Origin of the sequence: Microbacterium sp. Root322, assembly GCF_001425645.1 — a bacterium.
Taxonomy (GTDB): Bacteria; Actinomycetota; Actinomycetes; order Actinomycetales; family Microbacteriaceae; genus Microbacterium; species Microbacterium maritypicum.
The window spans coordinates 815,486-831,979 of sequence record NZ_LMCS01000001.1; the positions used below are offsets into that span (position 1 = coordinate 815,486).

Here is a 16,494-nt window from a genome sequence, read left to right on the forward strand (position 1 = left end):
GTGGGTTTGACTTCCGTTAACCGGCCCCGGTAGATCCTCCCACCCTCCCCCGTGCCGGTCAACTCGACCTGGGATAGCGTGAGACGGTGACTGACGCTCCTACCGCCGACCGCCGCTCCTCCCTCCGCACCCACCACGGTGACACCTTCGACGATCCGTACGAATGGCTCCGCGCAAAGGAGTCGGCGGAGGTCGTGTCCCACCTCGAGGCCGAGAACGCCCACACGGATGCCGAGACGGCACACCTCGCCGCTCTGCGCGAGCGGCTCTTCGAAGAGATCAAGGGCCGCGTGCAGGAGACGGACCTCTCCGTTCCCACCCGCCGTGGCCACTGGTGGTACTACAGCCGCACCGAGGAGGGCGCGCAGTACGGCATCCATTGCCGCGCCGCGGCCGAGCCCGACGACTGGACTCCTCCGCGTCTCGAGCCCGGTGTCCCGGTTCCCGGCGAGGTCGTGCTCCTCGACGGCAACATCGAGGCGGAGGGGCACGAGTTCTTCTCGCTCGGAGCGTTCGACACGTCCGACGACGCCACGAAGCTGCTGTGGTCCACCGACTTCGAAGGTGACGAGCTGTACACCGTGCACGTGCGCGACCTCACCACCGGCACCACGCTCGACGACGAGATCCCGAACACGGGCGGCGCTTTCTTCACACCAGACGGTCGGGGTGTGATCTACACGACCCGCGACGAGGCGTGGAGGCCCGACACTTTGTGGCTGCACCGCCTCGGCACGCCCGTCGCCGACGACGTGAAGCTCTTCCACGAGCCGGATGAGAAGTTCTGGCTCGGTGCCGGGATCACCCGTAGCCGCCGGTATCTGGTCATCGCGGTCGGTTCGAGCATCACGAGCGAGGAGTATCTCGTCGATCTGACGGGCGAGCTGACCGCGGAGCCGCAGCTCGTGTGGCCGCGTCGCGAAGGCGTGGAGTACTCGGTCGAGCATGCGGTCGTTGACGGCGAGGACCGTCTGCTCGTGCTGCACAACGACGGAGCGCTCGACTTCGAGCTCGTCTCGGTGTCAGCGTCCGAGCCGCAGGGCGAGCGACACCTGGTGCTCGCGCATGAGCAGGGCAGACGACTCCTCGGTGTCGATGCGTTCCGCGACTTCGCCACCGTGGAGTACCGCAGCGAGGGACTCGAGCGCGTCGGTCTGCTCGACTACGCCACGGATGCGGTCGACGAGCTGGTGTTCGACGAACCGCTCTACTCGGCCGGCGCGAGCGGGAACCCCGAATGGCACTCGCCGTTCCTGCGTCTGGGCTACACCTCGTTCGTGACGCCGGGGACCGTGTACGACCTCGACCTCGCGACCCGGGAGCTGGTGCTGCGCAAGCAGGTGCCGGTGCTGGGGGGCTACGACCCCGCCGACTACGGCCAGCGACGCGAGTGGGCGACCGCATCAGACGGCGTGCGCGTGCCGATCTCGCTCGTGTGGAAGCGCTCGTTCGGCGAGCCCGGCGTCGAGCCGCGTCCGGTGCACCTGTACGGCTACGGATCCTACGAGCACTCGATCGATCCCGGCTTCTCCGTGGCACGCCTTTCCGAACTCGACAGGGGTGTGATCTTCGCGGTCGCGCACGTGCGCGGAGGCGGCGAGATGGGCCGGCAGTGGTACGAGGACGGCAAGCTCCTGCACAAGCGCAACACGTTCACGGACTTCGTCTCCTGCGGCGAGCACCTGGTCGAGTCGGGTGTGACCACGCCGAGTCGGATGGTGGCCGAGGGCGGCAGCGCCGGCGGCCTGCTGATGGGCGCGGTGACGAACCTCGCGCCCGAGCTCTTCGCCGGCATCCTCGCCGGCGTGCCGTTCGTGGACGCCCTGACGACGATCCTCGATCCGTCGTTGCCGCTGACCGTCATCGAATGGGACGAGTGGGGCGACCCGCTCCATGACCCGGACGTCTACGCCTACATGAAGTCGTACAGCCCCTACGAGAACGTCCGCGACGGCGTGGACTACCCGCGGATCCTCGCCGTGACGTCCCTGAACGACACGCGGGTGCTCTATGTGGAGCCCGCGAAGTGGGTCGCACGCCTGCGCGAGGCCGGGGCGAAGGACGTGCTCCTCAAGTGCGAGATGGTCGCCGGACACGGTGGGGTGAGCGGGCGCTACAACTCCTGGAAGGAGCGGGCGTTCGAACTCGCCTGGCTGCTGGACACTCTCGGCCTCGCCGAGGAGTGAATCGCTGAGGCTGAGCTCGTCCGCGAAGGGCGGACTCAGCCTCAGGCGGCTCAGCCGAAGAGCGCCGCCGCCTCGTCGTAGCGGTAGCGCGGGACCGTGTTCAGTTCGCCCAGTGCGTCGGCGAACGGCACCCGGACGATATCCGTGCCCTGCATGGCGACCATCTGGCCCCAGGCGCCGTCGACGATCGCGTCGGCGGCGTGCAGACCGAGTCGTGTCGCGAGCACGCGGTCGAACGCCGAGGGCGATCCGCCGCGCTGGATGTGACCGAGGATCGTCGCCCGCGTCTCGATGCCGGTGATGCGCTCGATCTCGGGCGCGAGCAGGTCGCCGATGCCGCCGAGGCGGGGGCGGTTGAAGGCATCGAGGCCCTTGTCGCTGTAGGCCTCGTCCATTCCGAGGAGCTTGAACCCCTCGGAGACGACGACCAGCGGCGCGCGACCGCGATCATGCGCGCTGGTCACCAGCTCCGTGATCTCGTCGATCGACATCGGCACCTCGGGGATGCAGACGACGTGAGCTCCGGCAGCCATTCCGGCGTGCAGTGCGATCCAGCCGACGTGACGGCCCATGACCTCTGCGACCATGCAGCGCTGGTGCGAGTCGCCGGTCGTGCGCAGCCGATCCATCGCATCCGTGGCGATGTTCACCGCGGTGTCGAAGCCGAACGAGTAGTCGGTCGCCTGCAGGTCGTTGTCGATCGTCTTGGGGACCCCGATGACCTTGATGCCGTCCTTGGCGAGACGGTCCGCTGCGGCCAGCGTGCCCTCACCACCGATCGCGATGATGCCGTCGATCTTGTGCCCGTAGAGGGTCTTGGCGATGTTGTCGGCTCCCCCGCGCTCGCCCTCGTACGGGTTCGTGCGGCTGGTGCCGAGGATCGTGCCGCCGACCTTCGACAGCCCCTTCACCTCGTGTCGGGTCAGCGGCATGAAGTCACCGTCGACCAGGCCCCGCCATCCGTCGCGGATGCCGACGAACTCGAGGTCGTATGAGGTCGTGCCCTTGAGCACGATGCCGCGGATGACCGCGTTGAGGCCGGGGCAGTCGCCGCCGCTCGTCAGGATGCCGATCTTCATGCTGGTGCCTTCAGACGTTCGGGAGATGGGGGGAACAGGCGACGCTGCCTTCGATCGACACTAGCGCCCCGGCACGCTCGGGCGCCATTCGGGAGCGGCGAAAAACGTCGATCTTGACGACCTGATTCACCGATATCGTCGAACTTCCCGTTCTCGAGTGTTCTCGCACCGGATTCGACGTTAAGAACGGTGATTCTTGACGCCTATGCCCCGCCCAGCGCCTGTCGCAGCAGGTGCATGAGTGCCGCCAGCTGCACCGGCTCTGCGGCCGACTCCTCGACCGCTTCACCGTCGAGAGCGCGCGCCGCGAGCCCTTGCTTCTGGTCGATCAGCTCCGCGATCTTCGTGTCGATCGTGTGCGCGGCGATGATCCGCCACGCGGTGACCGGCTCGCCCTGGCCGATGCGGTGCACACGGTCGATCGCCTGCGTCTGCTCGGCGGCCGTCCACGACAGCTCGGCGAGCACGACGTTCGACGCGGCCTGGAGGTTGAGCCCGACGCCTGCCGCGGTGAGCGAGCAGACGGCGATGCCGACCTCGGGGTCGCCGTTGAAGTCGTCGATGGCCTGCTGCCGGACCGTGGAGGTCTGGTCGCCACGGATCGACACCGAGCGGATGCCTGCCGCGGCGAAGTGCGCCTCGGCCTGGTCCATGACGTCGATGTGCTTCGCGAAGAACACGACCTTGCCGACCGAGCGCTGCAGCTGAGCGGCATAGTCGGCAGCCAGCGGCGCCTTGGCCTGACCGATGCGACGGACCATGGTGAAGACGTTGTCTCCCCCGGTGCCGGCGGCCTTGGACTCCTCGAGCTCGTTCTGGGCGACCAGCCGCACGATGTCCTCGTCGATCTCTCCCGACGCGAGCCCACGGTCTCCACGAGCCTCGATGATGCGGCGGTAGCGAGCGGCGAGCCGCTCCCCCAGCTCGCGCTCGGCCTGGCGGATGCTGCGCCCGAACTCGTCGTCGAGCTGCACCGGCAGATCGGCGATCAGCTTGTCCGGGAGATCGGCGGCGACGTCCTTCTTCTTGCGACGGACGATCCCCATGGAGATCACCGCGTCGCGGGCCTCGGGGTAGAACGCCTTGTCTGCCGGGGTGAATCCTGTGGCGTCGAGCTTCTCCATGAGCTCAGGACCCGGCTTCTCACCGGTGGTCCAGCCGAGGAAGCGCCAGATCGCGTCGAAGTCCTCGACGTCGTTGATCAGCGGCGTACCGGTGAGGGCGAGCATCAGAGGATCGTGCCCCGGAGTGCGCTCGCGCACCTGGGCGGCCAGCGACAGCACGTTCTGCGACCGCTGCGAGGAGAGGTTCTTGATGAAGTGCGCCTCGTCGACGACCATCCCGCGCAGGCCGATGGAGGCGAGCCACGACATGTGCCGGTCGAGGATCTCGTAGTTCACGATGAACACGTCGGCGAACGCGTCGATGTCATCGCCGTCGCCCTGGATCACCGTCGCCCGGCGCTGGGGCGTCCAGCGCTCGACCTCGCGCGCCCAGTTCATCTTCACGACGTTGGGCACGACCACCAGCAGCGGATATGCACCCGCGACGGAAGCGGCGAGAACCGACTGCGCGGTCTTGCCGAGACCGGGCTCGTCGGCGAGGAGGAAGCTGCGGTGTCCGGCCTTGACGGCCTCGAGGAACCGGGACTGATGCACCATGACCTCGAGGCCCTTGGGCGAGATGTGGTCGAATTCCGGCGCCGGCGGCAGATCCATCGACGCGGCGGACCCACCGGCCCCGGTCTCGAAAGCCTTGTACAGCGGACCCATGAGCTCCCAGCCGTCGAGACGGCGGCGCGGCGTGGCCGTCGAACGCGGCGTCAGGTCGGGAGCGAGGAAGGGGTTGGCCAACTGTCGCGCCTCGACGGACGGCGGGGTGACCTGGCGCTCCGCGATCGCTGCGGGGATCGCGGAGATCTGCACCGGTGCGGCGTCGGCGATGATGAGCTCTTCCGGGGCGAGTTCGGCTCCGGATTCGAGCAGCCAGTCCCGGCGCATGCGCTTGGCCACCGGCGATGTCGCCTGGTCGGCCTCCAGGAGCTGGATCAGTGAGGTGTCGCGGGCGGCCGTCTTCGCGAGGATCGTGGCCACGCCGTCGAGCCGCTTCAGCAACTCGGCGCGTGCGGGATCGCCGATCTCGGCATCCGCCTTCACCCTGGCGCGCTCTTCGCGCACCAGGAAGGCGATCACCTGGAACTTCACTCGATTCGTGGGACCGAGCTTCCCTCGCTGCGACTTCGCCTCGATCTCGCGCACCTTGCGCGCGAGGATCGGGATGAGGGGTGCCTCATCGTCGCGACGGGACGTCTTCTTGCGCCGCGTGGCGGCGGTTGCCGTAGTCGGCATGCTCCTCCTGAGCGTGAAGGCTCCGGCTTCCCCAGGAAACCATGAGCCGTTCTCGTTGTCCGCGTGTGGCGTGAGCCAGGACCGTACGAACAGTGGATCTTCTTCCCGCCGGGGAACGCGAGAGTCGCGAAGTTCGGCGGGAGCCGATGATCATTCTATGCCATCTCGCTCGCTCAGCGGAGATCGCCCACGCCGAGCCGTCCATCCCGCACGGTCGAACCGGCGATCCGCTCTCGGCTAGGAGGAGAGCCCGAGAGCCCGCGCCGCATCCGTGACATCGGCACCCATCTGCACCATCAGCTTGTCGATGCCCTCGAAGGCCACCATGCCCCGCAGCCGCTCCACGAACTCGACCGTGACGTCGTGCCCGTAGAGGTCGAGACCCGTCTCTCCCAGCACGTGAGCCTCGACCTGTCGCACGAGGACGTCGTCGAAGGTGGGATTGGTCCCGACGGAGATCGCCGACGGATGCCGGATCCCGGTGTCGTGGTCGACGAGCCATCCCGCGTACACGCCGTCCGCCGGCACGAACGCATCGACGATGGTCGAGAGGTTCGCCGTGGGGAACCCGAGTTCCCGCCCGCGCTTGAGTCCGTGCACGACGACTCCGCGCACATCGGGATGGCGTCCGAGCACGGTCGTCGCCGCAGCGACGTCGCCCTCCATCAGCAGCTCGCGGATCCAGCTCGACGACACGCGTCGCGTGGAGCCGGGGAGGTACACGTCGTCGATGACCTCGACCGAGAAGCCGTGACGAGGACCGAGCTCGCGCAGAAGCTCGGGGGTACCGGCTCCCCGAGCGCCGAACCGGAAGTCCTGCCCGACGAGGACCGTGGAGACCCGAAGGGCTCCGACGAGGATGTCGACGACGAAGTCCTCAGCGCTGCGGGCGGCGAGTTCCTCGTCGAACGTGAGCACCAGAGTGGCGTCGAGCCCGAGCTCGCCCAGGAGGTCGAGCTTGCGCTCGACCGTGACGACGTTCTCCGGGCAGCGGTCGGGGCGGATCACCGCCAGCGGGTTGCGGTCGAACGTGACGGCGACCGACCGGCTGCCCGTCGCTGCGGCCGCTTCCTCGAGGCGCTCGATCACGGCTCGGTGGCCGGCATGGACGCCGTCGAACTTGCCGATCGCGACCGCGCTCGGTCCGAAGTCGTCCGGCACCTCTTCCGGGCTGCGGAAGACGATCACGCGCCGACCTCGACCGGACGCACGACGTCGGCCGGGCGGTGCGTGCGCAGCCACCAGATGCCGAAGAGGGGCAGAACCAGCGGAATGAACAGGTAACCGCGCCCGAACAGCGACCACACGGTCTCATGCTGGAACAGGTCGGGCATCAGAAGGCTCAGCACCCCCACCACGAGGACGCCGGTGAGCTCGAAGACGATCGCGACCCAAGCGACCGAGTACCAGCCGCGGCGGCGGGCCAGGACGAGGGCGAGTGTGGCGAGGATGTACACGACGGCGGCGAGTGCGGAGAGCGCGTACGCCAGCGGCGCCTCGTCGAAGCGACGGACGATCTGCACGAAGCTGCGTCCGGTCGCGGCCAGCGCCATCACGGCATAGACGATCACGAGGACGCGACCGATTCCGGTCATCCGAGAGGAGGGGGCGGTGGAGCTCATAGCGCATTCCATCCTAGAGCCGCAGGAGAGGTCGGGTCTGCGCTCCGACCCGCCGCGTCACGCGATCTGGACGGACCAGATGACCTGCATACGCCACAGCATCACCGCGATCGCGAGCGCCGCCACCCCGAGGATCACCGTGCTCCAGCGACTGCGCTCCATGAGCGCCCACAGCACCGCGCCGACGGGCAGGAGCACCGCGGAGACCAGGTAGACCCAGTACTCGAGCAGGTCTCCGGTCGGAGGGTTCCCGGTCAGCGGCGCAACGATGGCGACGATCACCTGCACGATGAGCAGCACCTCGACGAGGGCGAGGGCGCCGACGCTGAAGTCGCTCGGCCGTCTGCCGATCAGACCCGCGACGAGACAGAAGATGCCGGCGGCGACGGCGATGACGATCTGCGCGATCGTGAGCCACAGGATCATCGGTCGCCCTCCGGCATGTTCATGGCGCTCTTGAGGTCGGCACCGCGCTTCTCGACGACGCCGATCAGGAGCCCCTCCGGGTCGATCGCTGCACCGATCGTCTCTTCGAGGCGCGCGGCCTGGCCGCTCAGCCGCTTGCCGTGACGGAGGTCGCGTGCCTCGTCACCGGACATCTCCAGCACGGGGAGGATCCGGCCGGCCGCCTCACCCGGGGTCAGAGTCGCGGCGCCCTCCAGCGCGTCGAGACCGACCGCATCGGACACATCGAACGGACCGACCCGCGTGCGGCGCAGCGCGGTGAGGTGACCGCCGACTCCGAGCGAGGCCCCGAGATCGCGGGCGAGGGAGCGGATGTACGTTCCGGACGAGCAGTCGACGACGACGTCGAGATCGAGATGGCCATCACCTCGCCTGGTTGCGAGCAGGTCGAAGCGCGACACGACGACATCGCGTGCGGCGAGCACGACCTCTTCGCCGGCGCGCACGCGCTCATAAGCGCGACGACCGTCCACCTTGATCGCCGAGACGGCGCTGGGAACCTGGGAGATCTCACCCGTGAGCTGCGTGATGCCGGCCGACACCGCCTCATCGGTCACCGCGTCCCACGCTTCGGGCGCGGCCGTGGTGAGGATCTCCCCTTCCGCATCGTCCGTGCCCGTCGTCTGGCCGAGACGGATCGTCGCCACGTAGGTCTTGTCCGCACCGACGATGTAGGTCAGGAGCCTGGTCGCGCCTTCTATGCCGATCACCAGCAGTCCGGTCGCCATCGGGTCGAGTGTTCCGGCGTGCCCCACCTTGCGGGTGCCGAACGCGCGTCGCGTGCGGGCGACGACGTCGTGACTGGTCAGCCCTGCGGGCTTGTCGACGAGGAGGATGCCGGGCGAGACCATCCCCCCAGCCTACCGAGCGCGCGAGCGGGATCTGCGCGTGCGGATGCCCGGTGGCTCCCCTCTCCTGGCCGTCGATCCGCTCGCATAGGCTGGACGGGTGCCTCTCCCACCGGCCTCTCTCGAGCTGATGTCGCCCCTGCCGACGTGGTATCGAGCGACCGCTCGCGACCTGCCGTGGCGTCGACCTTCCTTCCATGACGAGTTCGGCGCCTGGGGCGTTTTGGTGAGCGAGTTCATGTTGCAGCAGACGCCCGTCACGAGAGTCATCCCTCACCTCGAGGCGTGGTTGGAGCGGTGGCCGACGCCCTCGGAGATGGCCACCGCATCGACAGCGGACGTCGTACAGCAGTGGGCGAACCTGGGATATCCCCGGCGCGCGCTGTGGTTGCACCGTGCCGCGGTCGAGATCACCGAGCGACACGGGGGGATCGTTCCGCGCGAGGTGGACGCCCTGCTGGCCCTTTCCGGTATCGGCGACTACACCGCTCGCGCCGTCGCGGTGTTCGCCTACGGCGACCGGCATCCCGTGGTCGACACGAACACCCGACGGGTGCTCGCGCGCGCCGTCGAGGGCAGGGCACAGCCGGGACCCCCTTCGCGCCGGGACCTCGACCTGATGGCCGACCTGCTGCCGGACGATGTCGCCGAAGCTGCGGTGTTCAATGCCGCAGCGATGGAGCTCGGCGCCACGGTGTGCACGTCCCGGGCGCCGCGGTGCGAGCTGTGCCCTCTCGCCGGCAGCTGCGCATGGCTGGCCGCCGGGAGACCGGACACGGGCGATGAGCGCCGACGCCAGGCCGCATACGAGGGGTCCGACCGACAGGCACGCGGCGCGGTGCTGAAGCTGCTGCGGAACATCGACCCAGACGCCGTCCCGCTCGACGCCGTCCTGCCGGACTGGCCCGATCCCGGGCAGCGTGATCGGGCTATCGACTCGCTCATCGCCGACGGACTCGCCGAAGCCGATGGGGTCGCTCTGTTCCTGCCGCGGTGACGACGGCAGGCACAGGCGCGACGGCTCAGAGGTGCTGCTCTGTGCGGTGGGCGAGCACAGTCAGCTCGACCCGGCTCCGCACGCCGAGCTTGGTGAAGACCCGCCCGAGGTGGACTTCGACGGTGCGGACGGAGACGTTCAAGGCTTCGCTGATCTCGCGGTTCGCCGCACCGCCGACCGCGCGCATCGCCACCTCCAGCTCGCGCGCCGTGAGCTGAGGCGACCAGGCCGCGCGGCACGCGGAGAGAGCGCCGACCGAGGAGACGATGCTCCCCTCTCTCGCATCGAGCCGATCCAGTCTGCCGCGCACCGCCCTCGCCCACGCCGTCGCACCCGAGAGCTCGAACAGCCGTTCGGCGTACTGGAGGTGGATCCTCGCCGAGGAGTGATCGTCGCGAATCGCATGCTGTGTTCCGAGCATCGTCTCCACTCGCGCCCTGGCGAACGGCGAGGTCAATGTGCGTGCGATGTCGCGGACCTCATCGCTCTCGGCACGCCACCGCCCGTCGCCTGCCGTCGCGACACGGACCCGCAGGCGCTGGGCGAGCGCGATCTCCGGAGGCTCGATGGACGCCTCCGTCGTGGTGCGACCGGCAGAGATGAAGGCCAACTCGTCCAAACCCGGTACCGCCATCGTGGTCTGCGGCCCACCGAGATCGGACCACAGCCGAACCGTGGCGGCGGCATCGTCGAACGAGCCGGCGAGGAATGACTGGATGCCGCGGTCCACGAGCAGGTCGATCTTCGCTCCCCCGGGCAGGGCGACGGTGAGTGATCGGGCGAAGGGTCCCAGCTCGCCGAGCACCGCCAGATCGAGGCGTCTGGCGAGCACCACTCCCAATCCGGCGAACGGCATCGCGATCGGAAAGGAGAGCGCCGCCTGGATCAGCCGGTCCCGCGCGACACCGATGTCACCCCGCCACACGAGCAGCAGTACCTCGACGACGGCGCGATACGCCTGAACGACCGGGCTGTGCTCGTATCCCGGCACGAACGGGTCGGGCTCGCCGGACAACGCAGATTCGTCGGTCGCGATGAGACGCAGCGCCAGATCGACGTCCCCCTCCACGGCGGCGCGCAGCGTGCGCAGCATCCCGCCGCTCACCGGGCCGGACCCCGCGACTTCTTCGATGTCGCGGTCCCCCACGAGGAGCCAGCTCAGCGCCACCACGGGATCCCTCAGCTCATGCTCGGCACCGATCCGGGATGCGCCGTCGCGGAGCGCGTCGAGCCACGTGCGCATACCGCGACGATCGCCGCGTTCGGCGCAGAGTATCGCGGCGAGGGCGGCCGCCCTGGTCCAGTGATGCCAGTCGTCCTCGTCAGGTGTCTCCGGCCGCAGCGACGTCGGATCGACCTCGGGAACAGCACCCTGCACGACGGTCTGGGCGACGATCAGCGCCCCCAGACCTGCCAACCGGTATCGCTCGGTACCGTGCGGGTACAGGGCCCCCAGCCACGCGGCCGCCTCTGCAGCGAACCCGGCGCCCACCGCCGACGCGCCGGCGACGAGGCGCGCCTCGTCCTGGTCTTCGCCCACCGCATGCTCGCAGGCCTCCCTGGCGAGCAGCAACGCACGATCCGGGTACCCCGCCTCGCTGAGCTCCCTGGCGATTAGGGTGAGTTCCGGCGCGGTGGTCGGCTCTGCCTCGAGCGACGCCCGCGCCCGATGCCAGTCCGCGCTCACTCGTTCGCCGCGACGGCGGAAGACCGCGCTCAGTCGCCCGTGCACCGCCGCCGTCTCTGCCGCACTGGTGGTCGCCCGCAGCCAGATCGCCAGTCGGGCGTCGATGAAGCGCATCCGACCGGCGTGCACGGCGAGGTGGGCACCGACGCGGGCGGAGGTGACCTCGGCCGCCGAGCGCCCGTCGAATTCGAGAATCGGATCGAGAGCATCGTCCAGGCACACCGCGAGTGCGAGAAGCAGCCTGCGATCGCGTTCGTCGAATGCCACTCCCTCGAACCTCTGCGCGATCGCAGGCACCAGCGGCAGGGGCGTCGGCGCCGGGCGCAGACCGTGTCGTTGATCCGGCGTCAACCGCTGGACGACCTCACGGATCGTCGCCGCGTCCGCGTCCAGATCATCGGCGAGGCGAGCGAGCACGTGGGGCGCGCAACCGAGATCCTGCTCGAGCAGCTCCTCCAGGAGGAGCCCGACGGCAGCGGGCGCGATAAACGGCCCCCCAGACGTGTTCGCACCCTCGATGCCGATCCCCCTCAGCTTCGCGGGACGCCGTCCCGCGAAGCCGAGCGTATCAAACGGCGCTTACTCCGCGTCGTCGTCGGTACGGTACGGGTCGGCGTCGCCGGCGTGGGAAGCCGAGGACGCGAGCTTGGCGACATCGGCATCACGCTGCTGCGCTTCACGCAGCAGCGCGCCGATGTGGTCGGCGTTCTCCGGAAGCGCGTCGGGAATGAACTCGAGGGTCGGCACGAGCCTGGTGCTCAGCTGCCGTCCGACCTCGCTGCGCAGCATTCCGGTCGCCGAGGTGAGCGCCGCACCGCTGGAGATGCGCTCCTCCTCCGTGCCCAGCACCGTGTAGAACACCGATGCGTGCTGGAGGTCGCCGCTCACGCGGACGTCGGTGATGGTGACGAAGCCGAGGCGCGGATCGCGCAGCCCCTTCTCCAGCCGTTCGGCGAGGATCACGCGGATTCGATCCGCGAGACGGGCCTGTCTTTCGCCTGCCATTGTTCTCTCCCTGTCCAGGAACCCTCAGGGCGTCCCCCGTCTCCGTGCTCCGGAAGGAGCAGGAGAGGGAGACGCCCGAAGGTGTTTCGAATTGATCAGCCGCGAGGCTTCTCGACGAGCTCGGTCGTCTCGATCTCATCACCGATCTGGATGTCGTTGTACTTTCCGAGTCCGATACCGGCCTCGTAGTCCGTACGGACCTCGGTGACATCGTCCTTGAAGCGACGCAGCGACTCGATGGCAAGGCCATCGGCCAGCACGACGCCGTCGCGGATGACGCGGGCCTTGGCGTTGCGCGTGATCGTTCCCGATCGCACGATGACACCGGCGATGTTGCCGAACTTCGAGGAGCGGAACACCTCGCGGATCTCGGCCACACCCGACTGGATCTCTTCGTACTCCGGCTTGAGCATGCCCTTGAGCGAGCTCTCGATCTCGTCGATCGCGTTGTAGATGACGGAGTAGAAGCGGATGTCCACGCCTTCACGGGCGGCACGCTCGCGTGCCTTCGTGTCGGGGCGCACGTTGAAGCCCACGATGATCGCGTTGTCGATCGTCGCCAGGTTCACGTCGGACTCGGTGATCGCACCGACACCGCGGTGGATGATGCGCAGCTGCACCGAATCATCGACCTCGATCTTGAGCAGCGACTCCTCCAGGGCCTCGACGGCACCGGAGACATCACCCTTGATGATGAGGTTGAGCGACTCGACCTTGCCGTCTTCGAGAGCACGGGTGAAGTCCTCGAGCGAGATGCGCTTGCGGGCCTTGGCCAGCTGGGCGTTGCGCTCGACTGCTTCACGCTTCTCAGCGATCTGGCGGGCCATGCGGTCTTCCTCGGTGACGATGAAGACGTCACCGGCACGGGGCACCGAGTTCAGACCCTGTACCTGCACCGGACGCGACGGGTAGGCCTCGAGGACCTGCTCGCCGTTCTCGTCCGCCATGGCACGCACGCGGCCATAGGCGGTGCCTGCGACGATCGCGTCACCGATCCGGAGCGTTCCGGACTGGATCAGCACCGTGGCGACCGAACCGCGGCCCTTGTCGAGCTTCGCCTCGATGGCGACACCGCGAGCACCCTTGTTCGGGTTGGCGGTGAGGTCGAGACCAGCGTCGGCGGTGAGCAACACGGCATCCAGCAGTTCCTGGATACCGGTGCCGGCACGAGCGGACACGTCGACGAACATGACGTCGCCACCGAACTCCTCGGCGACCAGGCCGTACTCGGTCAGCTGCTGACGCACCTTCGAGGGGTTGGCGTCGGGCTTGTCGACCTTGTTCACCGCGACCACGATCGGCACGTTCGCCGCCTGCGCGTGGTTCAACGCCTCGACCGTCTGCGGCATGATGCCGTCGTCGGCTGCGACCACGAGGATCGCGAGGTCGGTGACCTGCGCACCACGGGCACGCATGGCGGTGAACGCCTCGTGACCCGGGGTGTCGATGAACGTGATGGCGCGCTCGATGCCCTCGTGCTCGGTCCAGACCTGGTAGGCACCGATGTGCTGGGTGATGCCGCCGGCTTCTCCCTCGATGACATTGGTCTGACGGATCGCGTCGAGCAGTCGCGTCTTACCGTGGTCGACGTGACCCATGACGGTGACGACCGGGGGACGGATCTCGAGGTCGTCTTCGCTCTCGGCTTCCAGCTCGGCCTCGAGGTCGAGACCGAAGCCCTCGAGGAGCTCCTTGTCCTCGTCCTCGGGCGAGACCATCTGGATCTTGTAGCCGAGCTCGGCACCGAGGACCTCGAACGTCGCCTCGTCCAGCGACTCGGTGGCCGTGGCCATCTCGCCGAGGTTGAAGAGGATCGTCACGAGAGTTCCGGGCTGCACCGTGTAGCCGGTCAGCGTCTCGATCTTGTCGGCGAAGTCCGCGATCGATGCGCCGCGACGCATGCGGATGATCTCTCCGTTACCGCGGGTGACGTTGACGCCACCGACGACCGGAGCACTCCGCATCTCGAACTCTTGCCGCTTCGCCCGCCGCGACTTGCGCTGCTTGCTCTTGCCGCCGCCCTTACCGAAGGCACCTGCGGTACCACCGCCGGGGCCGCGGCCACGACCGCCACCGCCGCCGGGACGACCGGCGAAGCCGCCGCCGCCACCGGGACGTGCTCCGGGACCACCGGCACCGCCGGGTCCACCGGCACCGCCGGGGCGACCGGGGCCGCCGGGACGCTGCTGGAACGGAGCACCGGGACGACCGCCCTGGCCACCACGAGGGGCACCGGGACGAGGCGAGCCGGGACGCGGTGCACCCGGACGGGGTGCGCCGGGACGCGGGGCCTGCGGACGGGGGATGTTGCCAGGCGTCGGACGCTGGCCCATGCCCTGTGCGGACGCGAAGGGGTTGTTGCCCGGACGGGGACCGGCCGGACGCTGGCCCATGCCCTGCGCGGAGGAGAAGGGGTTGTTGCCCGGACGCGGAGCGCCGGGGGTGGGTGCGCCGCCTTCAGCGGGCGCGGATGCCTCCGGGGCTGCCTGCGCAGGAGCCTCTGCCGCGGGGGCAGGAGCGGGCGCGGCAGGCGCGGGCGCTGCGGGGGCCGGAGCCTCCGGGGCCGGCTTGGGACCGGGCTTCGGACCCGGGGTCGGCGCCGGCTTGGCAGCGGAGCCCGTACCGGGCTTCGCCGCGGACGCTGCGGCAGGCTTCGCCGCAGGAGCGGCGGGGGCTGCGCCCTTGAGCGAGCTGTCGGCCTCGATCGCCGCGCGCAGCTTGCGCGCCACCGGCGGTTCGATGGTCGAAGACGGGCTCTTCACGAACTCGCCGAGTTCCTTGAGCTTTGCAAGTGCGATCTTGCTGTCGACGCCGAGTTCGGCGGCGATCTCATGTACGCGTGGTTTACCAGCCACAATTCTCCTGTCTGAGTCGGTCCACCCAGACAGGGCAGACCACTAGTCGCGGACGGGTCTCATTTCGAGCCGTTCACTTTGTTTCCATAGCTGTTCAGCCTTTGTTTCTTGGTGGGTGCTGTTCGAAGGTCCGTGTGTCCAGCTGAGTGGTCACACGCAGTGCTCGTCCGAAAGCTCGTCGCCGCAGAGCGGCCTGGATGCAATCAGGTGTCGGATGCACCCACGCGCCGCGCCCCGGCAGGACAGCACTCTCATCGGGGATGAGGGTGTCGTTCTGGGCCACCACCCGAAGAAGGGCGGAGCGGGGAGCACGCGTGCGACAACCGACGCACGTTCGTACGGGTTCCATCTTACACCTGCGTTTCACCCCGCCTCGCCCGTTCCCGGGCGCGGCGGAAGGCCGAAGGGGATCAGTCGAGGACGCTGTCCGGCTGGATGTCGATCTTCGCACCGGTGAGCTTGGCGGCCAGACGCGCGTTCTGACCCTCCTTGCCGATCGCCAGCGACAGCTGGTAGTCGGGCACCAGGGCGCGGACGGCCTTGGTGCCGGCATCGAGCACGAAGGAGCTCGTGACCTTCGCCGGCGAGAGGGCGTGGGCGACGAAGGTCGGCAGATCGGCGTCGTAGTCGACGATGTCGATCTTCTCCCCCGCGAGCTCCTCGGTCACGGCGCGCACGCGACGGCCCATCTCGCCGATGCAGGCGCCCTTGGCGTTGATCGACGAGTCGTTCGCCTTGACCGCGATCTTCGTGCGGTGGCCGGCCTCGCGGGCGAGCGCGACGATCTCGACCAGTCCCGCCGCGATCTCCGGTACCTCGAGCGCGAAGAGCTTGCGCACGAGCCCCGGGTGGGTGCGGGAGACGGTGATCTGCGGGCCCTTGAGTCCCTTGGCGACGCTCGTGACGTACACGCGCAGGCGTGAACCGTGGGTGTACTCCTCGCCCGGCACCTGCTCCTCGGGGGGCAGGATCGCCTCGACGGCTCCGAGATCGACGTGGATCATGCGGGGGTTCGGGCCCTGCTGGATCACGCCGGCGACGATGTCGCCCTCTTTGTCCTTGAAGTCACCGAGCACGACGTCATCCGCGATGTCGCGCAGACGCTGGCTGATGACCTGCTTGGCGGCGAAGGCCGCGATACGCCCGAAATCGTCCGGCGTGGCGTCCTCTTCGCCGATGATCGCGCCCTCTTCGTCCTTGACGACCTGCAGCACGGCGACGTGGCCGGTCTTGCGGTCGAGGTCGACGCGAACGCCCTCGGGCGTGACGCCGTCGGCGGCGACGTGCTTGGAGTACGCGGTCAGGATCGCCTGCTCGATGATGGCGACGAGTTCTTCGAAGGGGATCGCCTTCTCCTTCTCGATCCCTCGCAGCAGACTCAGTTCGATGTCCATGACGGCCT

General features: G+C 68.6%; 13 protein-coding genes. 2 read left to right on the top strand and 11 right to left on the bottom strand.

The window, feature by feature from the left end; translation table 11 throughout:
* Nucleotides 1-86 precede the first annotated feature (86 nt).
* Entirely contained in the window at nucleotides 87-2,186 is a 2,100-nt protein-coding gene (locus tag ASC55_RS03885; protein ID WP_055872788.1) for a S9 family peptidase, read from the top strand.
* Between the two features lie 50 nt (nucleotides 2,187-2,236).
* Here ASC55_RS03885 and ASC55_RS03890 read toward each other — a convergent pair whose 3' ends face one another.
* From ASC55_RS03890 to truB, 6 genes are all read right to left on the bottom strand, one after another.
* Nucleotides 2,237-3,265, bottom strand: coding sequence for a 6-phosphofructokinase (locus ASC55_RS03890; RefSeq protein WP_017830949.1), 1,029 nt, complete (start codon nucleotides 3,263-3,265; stop codon nucleotides 2,237-2,239).
* Nucleotides 3,266-3,468: 203 nt separating this feature from the next.
* Complete coding sequence (locus tag ASC55_RS03895) at nucleotides 3,469-5,613, bottom strand: DEAD/DEAH box helicase (RefSeq protein ID WP_055868785.1); 2,145 nt, start codon at nucleotides 5,611-5,613, stop codon at nucleotides 3,469-3,471.
* 237 nt (nucleotides 5,614-5,850) lie between these two features.
* Nucleotides 5,851-6,801, bottom strand: a complete 951-nt coding sequence (locus ASC55_RS03900) for a bifunctional riboflavin kinase/FAD synthetase (protein ID WP_055868787.1) — start codon at nucleotides 6,799-6,801, stop codon at nucleotides 5,851-5,853.
* Nucleotides 6,798-7,235 (bottom strand): hypothetical protein, encoded by a 438-nt coding sequence (locus ASC55_RS03905; RefSeq protein ID WP_373695298.1) that lies wholly within the window; start codon nucleotides 7,233-7,235, stop codon nucleotides 6,798-6,800. Before ASC55_RS03905 ends, ASC55_RS03900 begins: the two co-directional genes overlap by 4 nt.
* A 57-nt stretch (nucleotides 7,236-7,292) precedes the next feature.
* A complete protein-coding gene (locus ASC55_RS03910; RefSeq protein ID WP_017830953.1) occupies nucleotides 7,293-7,661 on the bottom strand; it encodes a hypothetical protein in 369 nt (122 codons plus the stop codon).
* Complete coding sequence (gene truB, locus ASC55_RS03915; RefSeq protein ID WP_055872790.1) at nucleotides 7,658-8,551, bottom strand: tRNA pseudouridine(55) synthase TruB; 894 nt, start codon at nucleotides 8,549-8,551, stop codon at nucleotides 7,658-7,660. The genes ASC55_RS03910 and truB overlap by 4 nt, the downstream gene beginning before the upstream one ends.
* A 127-nt stretch (nucleotides 8,552-8,678) precedes the next feature.
* Between truB and ASC55_RS03920 the strand changes: the two genes are divergently transcribed.
* The gene (locus ASC55_RS03920) at nucleotides 8,679-9,545 is read left to right on the top strand and encodes an A/G-specific adenine glycosylase (protein WP_055872792.1); all 867 of its coding nucleotides are present in this window, start codon (nucleotides 8,679-8,681) and stop codon (nucleotides 9,543-9,545) included.
* Between the two features lie 25 nt (nucleotides 9,546-9,570).
* On the opposite strand, the gene ASC55_RS03925 is transcribed toward ASC55_RS03920, so the two are convergent.
* From ASC55_RS03925 to nusA, 5 genes are all read right to left on the bottom strand, one after another.
* On the bottom strand, nucleotides 9,571-11,649 hold the full coding sequence (locus tag ASC55_RS03925) for a helix-turn-helix transcriptional regulator (protein WP_055872793.1): 2,079 nt from the start codon (nucleotides 11,647-11,649) through the stop codon (nucleotides 9,571-9,573).
* A gap of 162 nt (nucleotides 11,650-11,811) precedes the next feature.
* A complete protein-coding gene (gene rbfA, locus ASC55_RS03930; protein WP_021199404.1) occupies nucleotides 11,812-12,237 on the bottom strand; it encodes a 30S ribosome-binding factor RbfA in 426 nt (141 codons plus the stop codon).
* Between the two features lie 95 nt (nucleotides 12,238-12,332).
* Entirely contained in the window at nucleotides 12,333-15,092 is a 2,760-nt protein-coding gene (infB, locus tag ASC55_RS03935) for a translation initiation factor IF-2 (protein WP_055872796.1), read from the bottom strand.
* Nucleotides 15,093-15,186: 94 nt separating this feature from the next.
* Nucleotides 15,187-15,441 (bottom strand): YlxR family protein, encoded by a 255-nt coding sequence (locus tag ASC55_RS17245; protein ID WP_081603931.1) that lies wholly within the window; start codon nucleotides 15,439-15,441, stop codon nucleotides 15,187-15,189.
* A gap of 61 nt (nucleotides 15,442-15,502) precedes the next feature.
* Nucleotides 15,503-16,486 (bottom strand): transcription termination factor NusA, encoded by a 984-nt coding sequence (gene nusA, locus ASC55_RS03940; protein WP_055872801.1) that lies wholly within the window; start codon nucleotides 16,484-16,486, stop codon nucleotides 15,503-15,505.
* Nucleotides 16,487-16,494 lie beyond the last annotated feature (8 nt).